The sequence below is a fragment of the Veillonella parvula genome (genome assembly GCF_048309325.1).
GTDB lineage: Bacteria > Bacillota > Negativicutes > Veillonellales > Veillonellaceae > Veillonella > Veillonella parvula_T.
Map to the genome: position 1 here is coordinate 130,681 of NZ_DBFBTX010000005.1, position 18,602 is coordinate 149,282.

General features: G+C 39.8%; 16 protein-coding genes. All 16 read left to right on the forward strand.

Features of this window, described 5'->3' with window-relative positions; genetic code table 11:
- Positions 1–21: 21 nt before the first annotated feature.
- The 16 genes from lon (at position 22) to mmdC (ending at position 18,537) form a co-directional block, all read left to right on the forward strand.
- On the forward strand, positions 22–2,331 hold the full coding sequence (gene lon, locus ACMKPP_RS05225; protein WP_418369381.1) for an endopeptidase La: 2,310 nt from the start codon (positions 22–24) through the stop codon (positions 2,329–2,331).
- Positions 2,331–3,029, forward strand: coding sequence for a ribosome biogenesis GTP-binding protein YihA/YsxC (gene yihA / locus ACMKPP_RS05230; RefSeq protein WP_418369382.1), 699 nt, complete (start codon positions 2,331–2,333; stop codon positions 3,027–3,029). Before lon ends, yihA begins: the two co-directional genes overlap by 1 nt.
- On the forward strand, positions 3,026–3,997 hold the full coding sequence (locus tag ACMKPP_RS05235) for a polyprenyl synthetase family protein (RefSeq protein WP_287507262.1): 972 nt from the start codon (positions 3,026–3,028) through the stop codon (positions 3,995–3,997). Before yihA ends, ACMKPP_RS05235 begins: the two co-directional genes overlap by 4 nt.
- Position 3,998: 1 nt before the next feature.
- Positions 3,999–4,889 (forward strand): twin-arginine translocase subunit TatC, encoded by an 891-nt coding sequence (gene tatC / locus ACMKPP_RS05240; RefSeq protein ID WP_418369383.1) that lies wholly within the window; start codon positions 3,999–4,001, stop codon positions 4,887–4,889.
- A gap of 20 nt (positions 4,890–4,909) precedes the next feature.
- The gene (locus ACMKPP_RS05245; protein WP_418369384.1) at positions 4,910–7,567 is read left to right on the forward strand and encodes a valine--tRNA ligase; all 2,658 of its coding nucleotides are present in this window, start codon (positions 4,910–4,912) and stop codon (positions 7,565–7,567) included.
- 12 nt (positions 7,568–7,579) lie between these two features.
- Positions 7,580–8,887: a bifunctional folylpolyglutamate synthase/dihydrofolate synthase gene (locus ACMKPP_RS05250; RefSeq protein WP_418369385.1), complete on the forward strand. Its 1,308-nt coding sequence runs from the start codon at positions 7,580–7,582 to the stop codon at positions 8,885–8,887.
- A 9-nt stretch (positions 8,888–8,896) separates the two neighbouring features.
- Positions 8,897–10,135, forward strand: a complete 1,239-nt coding sequence (locus tag ACMKPP_RS05255) for an O-antigen ligase family protein (protein ID WP_295814437.1) — start codon at positions 8,897–8,899, stop codon at positions 10,133–10,135.
- Between the two features lie 521 nt (positions 10,136–10,656).
- The gene (locus ACMKPP_RS05260) at positions 10,657–12,162 is read left to right on the forward strand and encodes an acetyl-CoA hydrolase/transferase family protein (RefSeq protein ID WP_012864603.1); all 1,506 of its coding nucleotides are present in this window, start codon (positions 10,657–10,659) and stop codon (positions 12,160–12,162) included.
- 28 nt (positions 12,163–12,190) lie between these two features.
- Positions 12,191–13,837 (forward strand): acyl-CoA mutase large subunit family protein, encoded by a 1,647-nt coding sequence (locus ACMKPP_RS05265; RefSeq protein WP_004696495.1) that lies wholly within the window; start codon positions 12,191–12,193, stop codon positions 13,835–13,837.
- Positions 13,838–13,865: 28 nt separating this feature from the next.
- Positions 13,866–14,261 carry a cobalamin B12-binding domain-containing protein gene (locus ACMKPP_RS05270; RefSeq protein ID WP_054673772.1) on the forward strand — a complete coding sequence of 132 codons (396 nt, stop codon included), beginning with the start codon at positions 13,866–13,868 and terminating at the stop codon, positions 14,259–14,261.
- A gap of 79 nt (positions 14,262–14,340) precedes the next feature.
- On the forward strand, positions 14,341–15,279 hold the full coding sequence (gene meaB / locus ACMKPP_RS05275) for a methylmalonyl Co-A mutase-associated GTPase MeaB (protein WP_038115729.1): 939 nt from the start codon (positions 14,341–14,343) through the stop codon (positions 15,277–15,279).
- Between the two features lie 52 nt (positions 15,280–15,331).
- On the forward strand, positions 15,332–15,754 hold the full coding sequence (gene mce, locus ACMKPP_RS05280) for a methylmalonyl-CoA epimerase (protein ID WP_005377395.1): 423 nt from the start codon (positions 15,332–15,334) through the stop codon (positions 15,752–15,754).
- Positions 15,755–15,904: 150 nt separating this feature from the next.
- Positions 15,905–17,434: a methylmalonyl-CoA decarboxylase subunit alpha gene (gene mmdA, locus ACMKPP_RS05285; protein ID WP_004696486.1), complete on the forward strand. Its 1,530-nt coding sequence runs from the start codon at positions 15,905–15,907 to the stop codon at positions 17,432–17,434.
- 73 nt (positions 17,435–17,507) lie between these two features.
- Positions 17,508–17,855: a methylmalonyl-CoA decarboxylase subunit delta gene (gene mmdD, locus ACMKPP_RS05290; protein ID WP_418369386.1), complete on the forward strand. Its 348-nt coding sequence runs from the start codon at positions 17,508–17,510 to the stop codon at positions 17,853–17,855.
- 23 nt (positions 17,856–17,878) lie between these two features.
- A complete protein-coding gene (gene mmdE, locus ACMKPP_RS05295) occupies positions 17,879–18,046 on the forward strand; it encodes a methylmalonyl-CoA decarboxylase subunit epsilon (RefSeq protein ID WP_004696483.1) in 168 nt (55 codons plus the stop codon).
- Positions 18,047–18,147: 101 nt separating this feature from the next.
- Positions 18,148–18,537, forward strand: coding sequence for a methylmalonyl-CoA decarboxylase subunit gamma (mmdC, locus tag ACMKPP_RS05300; RefSeq protein ID WP_221740913.1), 390 nt, complete (start codon positions 18,148–18,150; stop codon positions 18,535–18,537).
- The last annotated feature ends 65 nt before the right edge of the window (positions 18,538–18,602 follow it).

Consider the following 18,602-nt stretch of genomic DNA (forward strand, 5'->3'; position numbering starts at 1 on the left):
ATATATATACCTGGAGGAAGTATGAATTTACTCGAAATTGGGATTCCTACCGTACCTCTTAGAGGCATGGTCGTATACCCGAATATCGTGATTCACCTCGATATCGGTCGAGACAAATCCATTAAGGCGGTGGAAGCCGCAATGAATGAGGATCGCATTTTAGCCGTCGTAACTCAAAAAGATGATGCTGTAGATGCACCAACAGTTCATGATTTAGCCCAAATGGGTACATTAGTAAAAATTAAACAAATGTTGCGCTTACCAGGTGGTATAGTACGTGTTCTTGTAGAGGGCATCACTCGTATTCATCTTATGAATATTACTAGCATGGACCCTTATTATATAGGAGACTATGAACGAGTGGCGTCTGAATTTGAAGACGATGTAGAGCTTGAAGCTTATCGTCGTTTGGTTCAAGCTAAATTTGGCGAATGGGCAGAAGAAGCTAAATCAGTTACTGATGAAGGTGTAACGCGCGTTATGGAATTACGCAATCCTTGTGAATTAGCTGATCAAGTTGCATTTCTATTGCCTATTAATAATTTGAAACGTCAAGAGTTACTTGAAGAATTATCTGTGGCTCGTCGTCTTAACATGATTGTAGGCATTTTAAATATGGAATTACAAATCTCTGATTTGGAAAATTCCATCAATAATCAAGTGCGTCAATCTATGGAAAAAGCGCAGAAGGAATATTTCTTGCGCGAAAAAATCCGCGTTATCCACGATGAGTTGGGTGATAAAGGGGATCCCGAGGAGGAGGCAGAAGAACTACGAGTTAAATTAAAAGCACTTAATCTAAGTGAAGACGTACATACGCGTATTGATAAAGAAATTTCTCGTTACAGCCGCATGCCTCAATTGATGCCGGAAGCAACAATTTTGCGCAATTACCTAGATTGGGTATTGGCATTACCGTGGAACGAATTAACGGAAGACCGTTTAGATATTAAGGGCGCTCATGCTATGCTCGAGGCCGATCATTATGGCCTTGAAAAGGTTAAGAAACGCATTTTAGAATTTTTAGCGGTTCGTAAATTAACTGGTAAAAATAGTGGCTCTATTCTTTGTTTAGTAGGCCCACCAGGCGTTGGTAAAACCTCTTTGGCTACCTCTATTGCTAAAGCAATGAATCGTAAGTTTATCCGTGCATCCTTAGGTGGTGTTCGTGATGAAGCTGAAATTCGTGGACATCGACGTACTTATATTGGTGCTTTACCTGGTCGTATGATTCAGGGGTTAAAAAATGTAGGTACTAAGAATCCTGTATTTTTATTGGATGAAATTGATAAATTAGCATCTGATTATAAAGGCGATCCATCTTCAGCGTTATTAGAGGTATTGGATCCAGAACAAAATAGCACATTTAGTGATCACTTTATTGAAGTACCGTTCGACTTCTCTGAAGTTTTCTGGATTACTACGGCTAACGTAGCATCTAATATTCCTGGTCCGTTGTTAGATCGTATGGAAATTATTGAATTGTCCAGTTATATGGAAGAAGAGAAACTAGAGATTGCTAAGCGTTACTTAACACCTAAGCAAATTAAGAAAAATGGCCTTGAAGATTACAAGGTTAAATTATCTGATGCTGTGTTAAAAAAGGTAATTTCCGAATATACTCGCGAAGCTGGTGTTCGTACTTTAGAGAAAACAATTGCTAAGATTTGCCGTAAGATTGCTTTCAAAGTAGTTGAAGAAGGCGGAGATGCGCCAAAAGTCACTACTAAAAATCTTCACGAATTCTTAGGCGCACCGATCTTTGTTGACCAAGAGCGAGAAAAGAAAGCACAAGTTGGCTATGTAAATGGATTAGCTTGGACATCTGTTGGTGGTGTAGTATTACCATGTGAAGCTACAACTATGAATGGTACCGGTAAATTGGCTTTAACTGGTAGTCTCGGCAAGGTTATGCAAGAATCTGGTCAAGCGGCTATGAGTTATATTCGCCATAATGCAAAAGCCTTAAAAATCGAAGAAGACTTTTATAAAAAACTTGATATTCACGTTCACTTGCCAGAAGGGGCAACACCTAAAGATGGTCCTTCTGCAGGTATTACAATGACATTAGCTATGGTGTCTATTTTGACTAACCGCAAGGTTCGTTCTGATATTGCCATGACTGGTGAAATCACATTGCGTGGCCGCGTATTACCAATAGGCGGCTTAAAAGAAAAATTATTAGCAGCCTTGTCTCATGGCGTTAAAGAGGTGTTGATTCCAAAAGGTAATGAAAAGGATATTGCAGAATTACCTGACATTGTGAAAGAAGGCCTCATTATTACGCCAGTTAAGACAATGGATGAAGTATTAGCAAAGGCACTTGTGTAATGCAAAAGAAGAAAAAATCCACTAAACCAATGGGCCCAAAACCACAATATACACGAAAAGAACCGAAGGGGCCTCGTATTATAGCTGCAAAATATAATACTTCCTGTGTGAAGGCAGATCAATATCCTGAAGGGGATACAGTAGAAATCGCTTTCCTTGGACGTTCTAATGTGGGCAAGTCTTCGTTGATTAATTCTTTATGTAACTATCGTGGGTTAGCCCTCGTTAGTGGTCAGCCAGGTAAGACTAAGACGATAAACTACTTTGATATTGAATCAAAAGAGGATATTTCTGAAACCGAGGAACGCAGATATAACTGGTTTCTCGTTGACCTTCCTGGTTATGGTTTTGCAAAGACAAATAAAGGAAACCGCAATCTGTGGTCTTCCTTTATTGCCGATTATATTTTACATTCTGAACGATTGATGTTGTTGTGTTTACTTATCGATGGTCGCCATCCTGAAATGGCCATTGATAAGGTGGCCTTTGATTGGCTCGTCGAAGCCGGTGTGCCGTTACAAATTGTAGTGACCAAGGCCGATAAATTGACGGCTAAAGAAAAGTCTGCAAACTTGTCTATTATTAAAGAACTATATCCAACGGCTACATTGCCGATTCTGTATAGCTCTTTAAAGCATACTGGACGTGAGCTTTTACAACAACGAATCAATAAAATTTTGGTAGGAGATGAAGCATGAGTCAAACCAACGAATTAGAGATTATGGAACGCATTGCTTTAGATTTAGAGCGTGTCGAAGAGTCTCTTGCATCATCTTTTAATACCGGTGTAGAGGACTTCAATGCACTGATTCGACCGTTATCAGCAGCAGGTGGTAAGCGTTTGCGCGCTCAATTGTGCCTATTGATTGCTAATGCAGGGACATCTATAGAGCGTCAACGCGTCAAAATTGCTGAGGCTGTTGAAATGCTTCACTTAGCAACACTTATCCATGACGATGTATTAGATCAAGCTGAAATTCGCCGAGGTGAAGATACCATTCACATGCATAAAGGCAATAAGGTAGCTATCCTTAGTGGTGATTATTTATTTGCTAAAGCATTTAAAATCGTATCTGAAATGACGAATATGAAGTATCTTCAAGTCTTCTCTCATATTATTACATGCCTTGTAGAAGGTGAGTTCATGCAAATGGAAGATGTATATCGCATTGATCAAGGTATAGAGCGTTATATGACAAAAACGCAAAAGAAAACAGCAGACTTCATGGAAGGCTGTATGGAGCTTGGTGGTCTCTTAGGAGATTGGCAAGAATCTGAAATCATAGAATTAAAAAAATATGGTCATGCATTAGGTATGGCATTTCAAATTACAGATGATATTATGGATTATCGTGAAACAACGGAAACGACAGGAAAGCCTGTAGGGAACGATCTTCGAGAAGGACTATTGACGTATCCGTTATTAAGTATCGTTAACGATGGTAATAAAGATAAATTGCTTGAAGATATTAAAGGCTTAAACAATGGTGGTAATGAGCAAGACATTATCGATTATGTTGTTGCTCAAGGTGGTATCGATAATACATTAGCTGTAGCTGATAAATATTGTAAAGATGCTTTAGCGGCACTCGCTGCAGTGCGTGATTTTCCAGGGAAGGAATTCCTTGTGATGGCTGTAGAAAATCTGGCTGATAGAAAGGTATAATATGGAACCGTTCGAACCAAAACCGGATTTCGAATATCCCATGCAAAAACCTTCTTTTGATAGTGTAGTTCGTCAAAAACGGCGTGAAGCAGAGCAAAAGGCTGAGCAAGAACGGTATAAAGTGGCGAATTTACGCGTTCCTGAGGAACAGGAAAATGAGCCGATTTATACTGAAATGGAACAGAAGATGATGGATGAGGCGAGGGAATTATCTCTTGTAGGACATCTTTCAGAACTGCGAAAACGGTTGATTATAATGGTTGTAGCGGTTATTGTGGGAACTTGTATTTCTTATTATTATGTAGACTTATTATTGGAAATACTTCTAAAACCAGCTGGCAAGCTCTATTATATGAGACCTACTGAGGCGTTCTTTACGTATATGAAAGTATCTGTAGTAGGAGGCCTCGTCATAGCGGCTCCCATTATATTGCATCAGATTTGGCTATTTGTTAAGCCTGCACTAACTGTGCGAGAAAAGCAGTTATCTAACTGGATTTTACCAGTTGCGATTAGTCTATTTGGAATAGGTATTGTATTTTCTTATTTTCTCGTATTGCCTGCAGCAGTGAAGTTCTTTATGGGCTTTGCCACAGATGAATTACAACCGATGTTTTCCATTGGTCAGTATATGGACTTTGTATTGTCCTTTGTACTGCCCTTTGGATTTATCTTTGAACTGCCGTTGATCTTAATTATTTTGGGATATTTCAACTTAATTACATCACGCTTTTTAAAAACGAAGCGAAAAATATTTATTCTTATATCCTTTATCATAGGTGCTGTCATTTCACCTACACCGGATATGTTTTCTCAAACGATGATTGCATTACCTATGATATTGCTATATGAAACAAGTCTATTTGTATTGGCTAAGATTATGAAGCGCTAAGGAGTATTTTAGGAGGAACGATGAAAACCTACGAAAATTTAACCACATATAATCCTGGTGAAATAGAAGGCAAATGGTATTCTTATTGGGAAAATCAAGGATACTTTCACGAAGAAGTAGACACGAATAAAGAGCCATTTAGTATCGTATTACCACCTCCTAATGTAACTGGTATGTTGCATATGGGGCATGCCCTTGATAACACATTACAAGACATCCTCATCCGTTTCAAACGCATGCAAGGCTACAATGTATTGTGGATGCCAGGTACAGACCACGCTGGTATTGCTACACAAATCAAAGTAGAAGAGATGCTTGCTAAAGAAGAAGGAAAATCTCGCTATGATTTGGGCCGTGAAAAATTCGTAGAGCGCGTGTGGGAATGGAAAAAAGAATATGGTGATACTATTGTAAAACAAATCCGTAGCCTTGGCGCATCCTGTGATTGGACCCGTGAGCGATTTACTTTGGATGAAGGGTATTACCATGCAGTGCGCGAAGTATTTGTAAGCCTTTATGAAAAAGGGTTGATCTATCGCGGTGAACGCATCATCAACTGGTGTCCTCGTTGTGCCACTGCGTTATCTGATGTTGAAGTTGAGCATGAAGACGAACATGGCCATTTATGGCATATTAAATATCCTGTAAAAGGTGAAGATAATCGTTTTGTTGTTGTTGCTACAACTCGTCCAGAAACAATGTTTGGTGACATAGCAGTAGCAGTAAATCCTGATGATGATCGTTATAAAGATCTCATTGGTAAAACATTGATCTTGCCATTTGTTAATCGAGAAATTCCTGTAATTGCCGATGACTATGTAGATGCTAGCTTCGGCACAGGCTGTGTAAAAATTACACCTGCTCATGACCCTAATGACTTTGAAATGGGCCAACGTCATAATTTGGAATCCATCGTTGTTATGAACAATGATGCAACAATGAATGAAGGTGCTGGCAAATTTAATGGCTTACCTCGTGAAGAAGCACGTAAACAAGTAGTAGCAGAACTCAAAGAATTAGGCCTACTTGAAAAAATTGATGATCATGACCATGCAGTAGGTCATTGCTCCCGTTGTAATACAATCATCGAACCAATGGTATCTAAGCAATGGTTCGTAGATATGAAACCATTGGCAGAGCCAGCTCTTAAGGTTGTTAAAGACCACGGAGTAGAGTTCGTTCCTGAACGTTTTACAAAAACATATGTGAACTGGCTTGAAAATATCCGCGATTGGACTATTTCTCGTCAATTGTGGTGGGGCCATCGCATTCCTGCATGGTATTGTGATGACTGTGGTGAAACGATTGTTAGTCGTGAAGATATTACAGAATGTCCTCATTGCCACGGTCATGTTACACAAGATCCGGATGTTCTTGATACATGGTTTAGCTCTGGTTTATGGCCATTTGCTACAATGGGGTGGCCTAAGCAAACTCCAGAACTTAAGCAATGGTATCCAACAAGTGTGCTTGTAACTGGTTACGATATCATCTTCTTCTGGGTTGCTCGTATGATCTTTATGGCTCTTGAGTTTGAACATGAAATCCCATTTAAACATGTATTTATTCATGGCCTTGTTCGCGACAGCCAGGGCCGTAAAATGAGTAAATCTTTGGGTAATGGTATTAATCCACTTGAAGTTATCGACCAATATGGTGCTGATGCATTGCGCTTTACTCTTGTAACTGGCAATACACCTGGTAATGATATGCGCTTCTATATGGAACGTGTTGAGGCTAACCGTAACTTTGCCAATAAGATTTGGAATGCATCCAAGTTTGTATTGATGAACCTTACAAATTATGATGAAAGTTTCGTTCCAACAGCAGATGATTTGACATTAGCAGACCAATGGATTATTCAAAAATACAATGAAACAGTACAAAGCGTAACATCTAATCTCGATAAATTCGAACTTGGTGAAGCTGCGAGTTCCGTATATGACTTCATTTGGAATACGTACTGCGATTGGTACATTGAATTATCGAAACCTCGTTTGTATAGTGAAAGCAACGAACGTGATCGTCGTACAGTTCAATATTTACTTGTAACAATCTTACGTCACATGCTCGAATTATTGCATCCATTCATGCCGTTTGTAACTGAACATATTTGGCAACATTTGCCACATGAAGGGGACAGCATCGTTGTTACTAAATGGCCTGAAGCATTGAAATTCGATAATCTTGAAGGTGCAGCACGTCAAATGGAAGTTATGATGGATGCTATCAAAGGTATTCGTAACATGCGTGCTGAAATGAATGTGCCTCTAGGTAAAAAAGCTGAGGTTATCGTAGCGCCAACAGATGAAGCATTAGCTAAAACTGTAGCAGAACATAGTGACTACTTTGTAACATTGGCTTGGGCTGAGAAAGTAACAATTCTTGGTACCGACGATCCAAAGCCAGAAAATGCGACTGTAACCGTTGTCAATGGTATGGAAGTATATCTCTTACTTAAAGACTTGATCGACGGTGAAAAAGAAAGAGAGCGTATTGCGAAGGAAAAAATCCAAATGGAAAAAGAAATTTCTCGTTTGGAAGGTAAATTGTCTAACCAAGGCTTCTTAGCAAAAGCTCCTGAAGCTGTAGTAGCAAAAGAAAAAGAAAAGTTAGAAGAATATAAACAAAAACAACAAGCGTTATTGGAACGTGAAGCGTTCCTCGAAACCTTATAATAGGAGGTTTATATGACATATCAAGAGGCCTTAGCCTATTTAGAGCAGGCATCTTCATTCGGTATTAAACCTGGCCTTGAACGAATTACAGCTCTTATGGATGTATTGGGAAATCCACAAGAAGATTATAAAATTGTTCATGTGACAGGCACGAATGGTAAGGGCTCGGTTACCTCATACATTTCCTACGCACTGTTTACAAGTGGATTACGGGTGGGGCGATTTACATCGCCTCACCTTCAATCCTATACGGAGCGAATTCAAATTAATGATGGGAATATTACTGAGGAAGCCTTTGGGGAATTAATCAGTCGTGTTAAAGGTGCAGTAGACACTATTGTTAGTAATGGAGTAGAAGCGCCAACACAATTTGAAATGCTGACGGCTGCTGCATTCTTGTTTTTTAAAGAACAAGGTGTAGATTATGCTGTGGTAGAAGTCGGATTAGGTGGCTTATTAGACTCTACGAACATCGTTACTCCTAAAGTATCTGTTATCACTAATGTATCTATAGATCATCAAGCGTACTGTGGTGATACTTTAGAGGAGATTGCACGTCATAAATCGGGTATTATCAAATCTAAGGTGCCTGTAGTAACAGCGGCACAAGGTACTCCTCTTAGTATCATTGAGGACGTAGCTAAAGAAAAACATGCTAAGCTTTATGCTTTCAATAAAGATTTCGGTATCGATAGTCGCAGCGCTGTAACTGGTGGTCAAATGATTACGGTTAGTACTAACGATGCAGCACCTGCCATGTTGTTTACGACGATGGCGGGCATTCACCAATCTGTAAACCTCGCTTGTGCATTGCTGGCGGTACGCCTGTTGATGAAAGAGGATACGAATATCAGCGAAGAAACGATGCGTGAAGGCTTCGCTCGTACTACTTGGGCAGGACGTTTTGAAGTTAAAAGAGGTTTAGATCGTACTTTTATTTTTGATGGTGCTCATAATGCGTCAGGGGCTGAGTCTTTTGCCATGACGTATGACGAGTTGTTTAAGGATAGCCCAAAAACGATTGTAATGGCTATTCTTAAAGATAAGGACCAAGCGGCTATTATCCGTGAAGTGGTTAAAGTGGGTGACACAGTGCTCGTTGTGCCCGCACCAACCGATAGAACGGAAGTACCGGAAACCTTGGTTAAAATGATTCGCCGTACTGTACCAAAGGCGACGGCTCAAACTGCAGACTCTATTGAGGCTGCATTAGCATTGGCATATAAGCATACAAAGACTGGTGATATCATTGCCGTATGTGGTTCTTTATATATTCTAGGGGATGCTCGTCAGTGGTTTTTCCATGAGATGAGTCATTAAGGTGAGAATATGGAACTCTCACTCATTCCTAATCAGAAACGAATTACCTTTTATATTGAACGATTAATCTATGGTGTCGTTATTGCGATGCCACTTCAACCAATGGTAGGCGATGTACTTCTCTGGTTGGCTATAGGTCTGGCATTATATGATTTAATTTCTAGTAAATCATTGAGTTTGCCGACAGGCTATCTATCTTGGACTGTTATGATCTTTGTTATCTGGACAGGTGTATCGTCGTTAATGTCCCCAAACTGGGATTGGTCTATTCAGAGCTGGTTCTACCAAATTGTAGCAGGTGGGGGCATGTATTATTTAGTTCGTACCTATATTCGAACACCTAAACAGTGGAACTATTTTCTTCGTGCCTTTTTAGGTACAGCAGTTCTTGTATGCATTATAGGGGCCTATCAGTATATATTTGTTCCCAATATACATATAAAAGAATGGGTAGATGCAGCACAATTCCCTAAATTGATGCGTCGAATGGCGTCTACATTGCAAAATCCTAACTTGTTAGGTGCCTATCTATTGATGGTGCTAAGTGTATGTATTAGCTATATTCTTGTTTATATGAAGGAGAATCGTACTCGTGAAATTGTTACAATGCTGATTGTTGGTATTGTATTATTTTTAACGATGCTATTAACCTATTCTCGTGGTATTTGGATTAGTTTTGCGGCCATGATTCTGTATTGGGCTATTTTCGTAGAACGAAGATTATTCTTATCCTTGTTAGTGGTACCTCTAATTCTATATTTCTATGAAGGTGAGGTTGCCTCACGACTTTGGTCTATATTCCAAGGACATGATACGTCGTCAGATCTTCGTTGGGCTTTATGGGATAGCACAATGTATATCGTACGAGAAAACCCTATCTTTGGTATTGGGTGGAATACATTCTACTTAGTTTATCCAGATTATAACTATTACATTCAAGGCCCTAATGTATTGATGTATCATGCCCATAATTTATATTTAAATATATTGGCTGAAACAGGTATTCCTGGCTTGCTATCATTCCTAGCAGTTATCGTCGGTCATGTTATCACATCTGTTCGATTGAAAGGGGATATGTTCCGACAAGCTGCACAGATAGGAATAGGTGCTTTAGCTATCGGTGTTCTTTTTAGTGGATTGTCTGATTTTGAGCTCTATAGCCATCAAGTTACTATTGTTTTTTGGCAGCTCCTTGGTTGGGTTGGGGCCTTTGTGAAAGTACAACTCTCCACGAAGAATCATATGTAAAAAGTATATTTTGTATAATCAGTAAGTTTTATGGTAGCGATACAATTTCATAGTATGGTATAATTTATACATACCTTAGCAGGGTAAGCTTAAGTATATTTAACCGGTTTTCTAATGTTAGAATAATTGAACATTATTGCTTGCATTTGAAAACCGGTTTTTTGTATATCTATATCTTTATAGGAGGTGTAGCGGTCAGTTTTTGTATATATTATTTTTTTTGTATTGATAAGACTCTATATGTTGTATTGAGATAGTTCGATATACATAAAAACAACAATATATACTATTAGATTGATAATTCCTGTGAGTTATATCGGTGTGAATAAAACTTATGTGAAAATGTAAAAACCTATGCGTTTTAGTCATAATGCACGGTCGGGGTGTGATAAAAAATACATTTTAGTCATATAAGTTGACAATACATTGGATGTGGACTACGATGAAGTCGGTTTAAGGAACGTATTAGACCAAAGAGATTCAATTGTCGTTTAACAATGTTACTCTTAAAGGAGATGGTTATGGTGATAGACATCAAAGACCGCGTAAAAAATGTGGACCTGCAAGGTAAAATTGTCACTGCTTATGATGCAGCTCAGTTGATTAACCCTAATGATAAAGTTGGTATTTCCGGCTTTACACCATCAGGTTATGCAAAAGTTGTGCCATTGGCATTGGCAGAAAGAATGGAAAAAGAACCATTCAAAATTGATTTGTGGACAGGTGCTTCCGTAGGTGATGAAGCCGATGGTGCGTTAACTCGTGCTAATGGTATTAATCGCCGCTTTCCATATCAAACCAATAAAGATATGAGAAAGGCTTTAAATGGTGGAGATGTTAAATACATCGATATGCATTTAAGCACAATGGCACAAAATATTCGTTATGGATTTTTCGGAGATTTAGATGTAGCAATTATTGAAGTATGTCAAATCAACGAAGATGGTTCTTTAGTACCGACTACTTCTGTTGGTAATTCTCCAACATTCGTTAGTCAAGCTAAAAAGGTTATCGTAGAGGTAAATGTATCTCAACCATTATCTTTAGTTGGTATGCATGATATCTATGAACCGTTGGATCCACCACATCGTAAACCAATTCCGTTGGAACAGGCCGGCGATCGTATCGGTACAGAAGCAATACCTTGTGATCCTAGCAAAATCATTGCTGTGGTTCCAAGTGATGTACCTGATACAACAAGACCTTTAGCTGCTATTGATGATGATGCAAAGGCAATGAGTCAACATCTTATCAAATTCTTTGAACAAGAAATTGCAGAAGGTCGTTTGCCTAAAAACTTGCTTCCATTGCAATCCGGCGTAGGCTCTGTAGCAAATGCGGTAATCAGTGGCTTGGCTCAAGGGCCTTTCACAGATTTATCTATTTATACAGAAGTAATTCAAGACGGTATGTTTGACTTAATCGATGCTGGTAAAGTAACTGTATGTTCCGGTACTGCATTGAGTCCTTCTCCAGATGGATTGAAACGTTTCTATGCGAATATTGATGAATATCGTAAAAAAATAATTCTTCGTCCGCAAGAAATTTCCAATAACCCTGGTATTGCTCGTCGTATTGGTGTCATTGCCATGAATACCGCTATCGAATTTGATATTTTTGGCAATGTAAACTCTACTCATATTATGGGTAGCAAAATGATGAATGGTGTTGGTGGTTCTGGTGATTTTGCACGTAGTGCATATCTCACTATCTTCTGTACCAACTCCGTTGCTAAAAATGGCGACATCAGTTCTATCGTTCCATATGTATCCCATGTGGATCATCCAGAACATGACACTATGATTTTCTGTACAGAACAAGGTGTTGCTGACTGTCGTGGTTTAAGTCCAGTGGAAAGAGCTCGTTTGATTATTGAAAAATGTGCTCACCCAGATTACAAACCTATGTTAACTGAATACCTAGAAAAAGCATTAGCTGCAACAAAGAATGCCCATACACCAATGTTGCTTGATGAAGCTCTTTCTTGGCATAAACGCTTCACAGAAACTGGAAGCATGAAAAAATAACCTGTTTTTTTAGGAGGATGATGAAAACATGGCTTACGAAAACTTAAAAGCCCAAATTGCTGAGTACAACAAACTTTGTGACGAAAAATGCGCAAAAACTCCAGAACGTCAAAACTTAAAATACAACCGTGTGTATACACCAGTTGATATCGAAGGCTTTGACTATGAACGCGATTTGGGAATGCCTGGCGAATTCCCTTATACTCGTGGCGTACAACCTACTATGTACCGTGGTCGTTTCTGGACAATGCGTATGTATGCAGGCTTCGCTACAGCTGAAGAATCTAACAAACGTTACCGCTACCTAATCGAATCTGGTGCAACAGGCTTGTCCTGTGCATTCGATTTGCCAACTCAAATCGGTTATGACTCTGATGATGTTATGGCTGAAGGCGAAGTTGGTAAAGTAGGTGTAGCGATTGACTCTTTGGCAGATATGGAAATCTTGTTCGATGGCATCGACCTTGGCAAAGTATCCACTTCCATGACAATCAACGCTCCAGCATCCGTTTTGTTGGCAATGTATATCGCAGTAGCTGAAAAACAAGGTGTACCTTCCACAGAATTGAAAGGTACTATTCAAAATGATATTTTGAAAGAATATGCAGCTCGTGGTACTTATATTTTCCCTCCAAAACCATCTATGCGTTTGATCACTAATATCTTCGAATATTGTTCTCAATACGTTCCAAAATGGAATACAATTTCTATCTCCGGTTACCACATCCGTGAAGCAGGTTCCACAGCAGCACAAGAAATCGCATTCACAATTGCTGATGGTATCGCATACGTAGAAGCAGCTTTAAAAGCTGGTCTTGATGTTGATACATTTGCTGGTCGTCTTTCCTTCTTCTGGAATGCTCATAATAATGTACTTGAAGAAGTTGCTAAATTCCGCGCATCTCGTCGCTTATGGGCAACAATCATGAAAGAACGTTTTGGTGCAAAAAAACCAAAATCCATGATGCTCCGTGTACATACTCAAACAGCTGGCTCTATGTTGACTGCACAACAAGTTGATAACAATATCGTTCGTGTTGCTCTTCAAACTGCAGCTGCTGTAATGGGCGGTACTCAATCCTTACATACAAACTCTCGTGACGAAGCTTTGGCTCTTCCTACAGAAGCATCTGTACAAGTAGCTCTTCGTACTCAACAAATCGTGGCTTATGAATCTGGCTTAGCTGACGTAGTTGACCCATTGGGCGGCTCCTACTATGTTGAAGCTATGACTAACGCTATCTATGACGAAGCTATGGCATACATCAAGAAAATTGATGAAATGGGCGGCGCTGTAGTAGCAATCGAAAAAGGCTACATCCAAAAAGAAATTCAAGAATCCGCTTACAAATGGCAAATGGAAGTTGAATCTGGCTTGCGCACAATCGTTGGCGTAAACAAATTCCAAGTTGAAGAAGAAGCTCCAAAAGACTTGCTTCGCGTAGACGCTTCCGTAGGTGCTAACCAATCTAAGAAAACTCAAGCAGTTCGTGCTAACCGCGATCAAGCCGCAGTTGATAAAGCCTTAGCTGATTTGAAAGCTGGCGCAGCTGACGAATCTGTTAACTTGATGCCATTAATTCTTGCAGCAGTTAAAACATATGCTACTTTGGGTGAAATTTGTAATGTATTGCGCGAAGTATTCGGTGAATACGAAGCTCATTCTACATTATAATATCGGCTGATTTCGGAGGTAATATATCATGGCAGAAAAACGTATTAGAGTAATTGTAGCAAAACCAGGTCTTGATGGTCATGACCGTGGTGCAAAAGTAGTAGCACGCGCACTTCGCGATGCTGGTTTCGAAGTAATCTACACTGGTCTTCGTCAAACACCAGAACAAATCGTTGAAGCAGCGCTTTCTGAAGACGTTAATGTAGTTGCATTATCTCTTCTTTCCGGTGCTCACAATACATTGTTCCCTAAAATTGTTGAACTTTTGAAAGAAAAAGGCATGGGGGATGTTCTTGTAATCGGTGGTGGCGTTATTCCTGACGCTGATATCCCTGGCTTGAAAAAAGCAGGCGTAGCTGCTGTATTCACTCCTGGTACACCAACCGGCGATATCGTTAAATTCATTAAAGAACACGTGAAATAATTAATTTAATGGGTGAGAGGGACTCAACTGTGCGGCTGAATCCCTCTATTCCCATATTTTAAGATAGGTGGTGAGGCGAATGGATTTAGTTAAAGAACTATTTGAGGGTTCTCGACTAGCCTTAGCACGGTCCATTACTGCTGTAGAGAATGAGTATGATAATGCTATCGATATTATGAAGGCCATTTATCCTGAAACAGGACGTGCTCGTATTCTCGGTATTACAGGGGCCCCTGGTGCCGGTAAAAGTACCTTGACCGATAAAGTTGTTAAACATTATTTGGATCAGGGTAAAAAAATCGGCATCGTTGCCATCGACCCGACTAGCCCATTCTCGGGTGGTGCTATTTTGGGGGACCGTATTCGAATGAATGATTTGACGTTAAATGAAAATGTATTTATTCGAAGCATGGGGACACGCGGTAGTTTAGGCGGTTTGTCTAAAAAAACTGCGGACGTTGTCAAGCTGATGGATGCCTTTGGTATGGATCTCGTTATCATTGAAACCGTAGGTGTAGGACAATCGGAAGTGGATATCGTAAAAAATGCGGATACCACATTAGTTGTTCTTGTGCCTGGCCTTGGTGATGATATTCAAGCAATTAAGGCAGGGATTCTTGAAATTGGCGATGTATTTGCTATCAACAAAGCGGATAGGGACGGTTGCGATCGTTTGAATGTTGAAATCGAGATGATGCTTGATCTCGATTCTCGCGAAGTCAAATGGAGACCTCCGATTAAGCGTACTGTTGCCAGCAAAGATCAAGGTGTAGATGAACTCATCGAAGCCTTGGATGAACATTTTGAGTATCTTGAAGACTCTGGTGAGTTGGATGCTCGCCGGGCAGAACGTACGCGTGATGAAATTATCGCGATGATTAATGAGCAAATTGGTCGTTATGTGGCGGAAAAAATAGTCACTAGCGATGAATTTAATAGCCAAGTGGCAGCTGTAAATGAACGCACGAGCGATCCATATACAGTTGTTAACGGCGTTATGTCAAATGTGCTAAAGTAGACGGCGACTACATAGCATGAGAGATTTAGCCTTATAAAAGGAGATAATCAAAATGGCTTTTAAAGTATTACAAGTGGACCACATCGGTATTGGTGTTAATGATTTAGCAGCAACAAAAGAATTTTATAAAAATGCATTGGGTATTCAACATCTTCCTGAAGATGAAGTTGTTGAAGAACAAAAGGTAAAAGTATCCTTCTTCCCTTGTGGTGATGCAGAACTCGAATTTTTGGAAACTACAACTCCAGATGGCCCTATCGGTAAATTTATCGAAAAAAATGGCGGTCGTGACGGCATTCAACACGTTGCTTTGCGCGTAGATAATATTGAAAACGCTATTGCTGATTTGATGGCTAAAGGTATTCGTATGATTGACGAAAAACCTCGTTACGGTGCAGGCGGTTCCTCCATTGCTTTCGTTCATCCTAAAGCAACAGGTGGCGTATTGCTTGAATTATGTCAACGTATGAAATAATACAGTATCCAATTCACATCATTATATATGAGTTGTAGATATACATATACATATAATCCTACGTTATATATTAAATATGTATGCTTCTTGAACTTTATTCATTTATGAAATAAAATGATACTGTAACAAGTTTTATTTGGAGGTGCTATAATGGCAACAGTGCAGGAAAAAATCGAGTTATTGCACGAAAAACTAGCTAAAGTTAAAGCTGGTGGCGGCGAAAAACGCGTTGAGAAACAACATGCTCAAGGCAAAATGACTGCTCGCGAACGCTTGGCTAAATTGTTCGATGATAATTCCTTCGTTGAACTTGATCAATTCGTTAAACATCGTTGTGTTAACTTCGGTCAAGAAAAGAAAGAATTACCAGGCGAAGGTGTAGTAACAGGTTATGGTACTATCGACGGTCGTTTAGTATATGCATTCGCACAAGATTTCACTGTAGAAGGTGGTTCTCTTGGTGAAATGCATGCTGCTAAAATCGTTAAAGTACAACGTTTAGCAATGAAAATGGGTGCTCCTATTGTTGGTATCAACGATTCCGGCGGTGCTCGTATTCAAGAAGCAGTAGATGCCCTTGCTGGTTACGGTAAAATTTTCTTTGAAAATACAAATGCATCTGGTGTTATTCCACAAATTTCCGTAATCATGGGTCCATGTGCGGGCGGTGCTGTATATTCTCCAGCATTGACTGACTTCATCTACATGGTTAAAAATACTTCTCAAATGTTCATCACTGGTCCTGCAGTAATCAAATCTGTAACTGGTGAAGAAGTAACTGCTGAAGATCTTGGTGGTGCAATGGCTCACAACTCCGTGTCTGGTGTTGCTCACTTTGCAGCTGAAAATGAAGATGATTGTATCGCTCAAATTCGTTACTTATTAGGCTTCTTGCCATCCAACAATATGGAAGATGCTCCATTGGTAGATACTGGTGACGATCCAACTCGTGAGGATGAAAGCTTGAATAGCTTGTTGCCAGATAACAGTAACATGCCTTACGACATGAAAGATGTTATCGCAGCTACTGTAGATAATGGCGAATACTATGAAGTACAACCATTCTATGCTACGAATATCATTACTTGCTTCGCTCGTTTTGATGGTCAATCCGTTGGTATCATTGCTAACCAACCAAAAGTAATGGCTGGTTGCTTGGACATTAACGCTTCTGACAAATCTTCCCGTTTCATCCGTTTCTGTGATGCTTTCAATATTCCAATCGTTAACTTTGTTGACGTTCCTGGTTTCTTGCCTGGCACAAATCAAGAATGGGGCGGTATCATTCGTCATGGTGCTAAGATGTTGTATGCTTACTCTGAAGCAACAGTTCCAAAAATTACTGTTATCACTCGTAAAGCATACGGCGGTTCTTACCTCGCTATGTGTTCTCAAGATTTGGGCGCTGACCAAGTATACGCTTGGCCTACATCCGAAATCGCTGTAATGGGTCCTGCTGGTGCGGCTAATATTATCTTCAAGAAAGACGAAGATAAAGATGCTAAAACAGCTAAATACGTAGAAGAGTTCGCAACTCCATACAAAGCTGCAGAACGTGGTTTCGTAGATGTAGTTATCGAACCAAAACAAACTCGTCCAGCAGTTATCAACGCTTTGGCAATGCTTGCAAGCAAACGTGAAAACCGTGCTCCAAAGAAACATGGTAATATTCCATTATAATTCGATTCGGTAAACATATCATCGAATTTGGGAGATACCTTTCTTTACTAATTTTTTAGAAAGGGGAATGATTATGGAAGGACAAGCAGTTACTACCAATCCGTTACTCATAATGGCAATCAATATGTCTATTGTGTTCTTTGTTTTGATTGCTTTAGGTATTCTTATGAAGATTGTTTATTTAATCGATCCTACTAAGAAGAAAAAAGAAGCTCCTAAAACTGACACAACTGTTGCAGCTCCAGCAGCTCCTGCAGTGGCTGCACCAAGTGCATCTGCTCAAAATGAGGATGAAGTAGTAGCAGCTATCGTAGGTGCCATTGTGGCGATGGGGTACTCATCTGAACAAATTGCATCTATCCGACCTACAGCAACAAGTGCTAAATGGCGCTTGGAAGGTCGCTTAAGCGGTAGAGGTTAAAATAATTTTAGGAGGCATTTGTAATGAGCAATGCTACAACAACTAACGGTAAAGCTCCATCTCAAGATGTAGTAGCAGTAATCGTTGGTGCATTAGCGGCAATGGGTTATTCCGCTGATCAAATCGCGCATATCCGTCCAATCGTAAGCTACAATTGGAAAATGGAAGGCCGTTTGCGTGGTAATCGATAAGATAATTGGCTAATTTGATAATCCATGGGATTATTCAATTTATATGTGTAAAAATATTTATAAGTTTTGTGTAGAAATTACACATTTTGGAGGAATTTAAGATGAAAAAATTCAACGTTACAGTAAATGGTACAGCATATGATGTAGAAGTTAATGAAGTGAAAGCAGCGGCTCCTGCAGCAGCTCCTAAAGCGGCTCCAGCAGCAGCTCCAGCTCCTAAAGCAGCTCCTGCACCAGCACCAGCTCCAGCTGCAGCAGCTGCTCCAGTTCCAGCAGGTGCTGAAACTGTAAAAGCTCCAATGCCTGGTAAAATCTTATCTGTAGCAGTATCCGCTGGTCAAGCAGTTAAAAAAGGCGAAACTTTATTGATTCTTGAAGCTATGAAAATGCAAAATGAAATCGCAGCTCCTCATGATGCTGTAGTTGCAGAAGTTCGCGTAGCTGCTAACCAAACTGTATCCACTGGCGACGACATGGTTGTTCTTGGTTAATACCAAGTTTTGTATGGCGCGGCGGTGCCGCGTCATATAACAATTTTATATTTGTGAAAGGGGAA

Coding starts and splice junctions, on each gene's coding strand:
- lon (WP_418369381.1), top strand. CDS start 22: ATGAATTTACTCGAAATTGGGATTCCTACCGTACCTCTTAGAGGCATG.
- yihA (WP_418369382.1), top strand. CDS start 2,331: ATGCAAAAGAAGAAAAAATCCACTAAACCAATGGGCCCAAAACCACAA.
- ACMKPP_RS05270 (WP_054673772.1), top strand. CDS start 13,866: ATGGCAGAAAAACGTATTAGAGTAATTGTAGCAAAACCAGGTCTTGAT.
- mmdD (WP_418369386.1), top strand. CDS start 17,508: ATGGAAGGACAAGCAGTTACTACCAATCCGTTACTCATAATGGCAATC.
- mce (WP_005377395.1), top strand. CDS start 15,332: ATGGCTTTTAAAGTATTACAAGTGGACCACATCGGTATTGGTGTTAAT.
- meaB (WP_038115729.1), top strand. CDS start 14,341: ATGGATTTAGTTAAAGAACTATTTGAGGGTTCTCGACTAGCCTTAGCA.
- mmdC (WP_221740913.1), top strand. CDS start 18,148: ATGAAAAAATTCAACGTTACAGTAAATGGTACAGCATATGATGTAGAA.
- ACMKPP_RS05260 (WP_012864603.1), top strand. CDS start 10,657: ATGGTGATAGACATCAAAGACCGCGTAAAAAATGTGGACCTGCAAGGT.
- mmdE (WP_004696483.1), top strand. CDS start 17,879: ATGAGCAATGCTACAACAACTAACGGTAAAGCTCCATCTCAAGATGTA.
- ACMKPP_RS05245 (WP_418369384.1), top strand. CDS start 4,910: ATGAAAACCTACGAAAATTTAACCACATATAATCCTGGTGAAATAGAA.
- tatC (WP_418369383.1), top strand. CDS start 3,999: ATGGAACCGTTCGAACCAAAACCGGATTTCGAATATCCCATGCAAAAA.
- ACMKPP_RS05235 (WP_287507262.1), top strand. CDS start 3,026: ATGAGTCAAACCAACGAATTAGAGATTATGGAACGCATTGCTTTAGAT.
- mmdA (WP_004696486.1), top strand. CDS start 15,905: ATGGCAACAGTGCAGGAAAAAATCGAGTTATTGCACGAAAAACTAGCT.
- ACMKPP_RS05250 (WP_418369385.1), top strand. CDS start 7,580: ATGACATATCAAGAGGCCTTAGCCTATTTAGAGCAGGCATCTTCATTC.
- ACMKPP_RS05265 (WP_004696495.1), top strand. CDS start 12,191: ATGGCTTACGAAAACTTAAAAGCCCAAATTGCTGAGTACAACAAACTT.
- ACMKPP_RS05255 (WP_295814437.1), top strand. CDS start 8,897: ATGGAACTCTCACTCATTCCTAATCAGAAACGAATTACCTTTTATATT.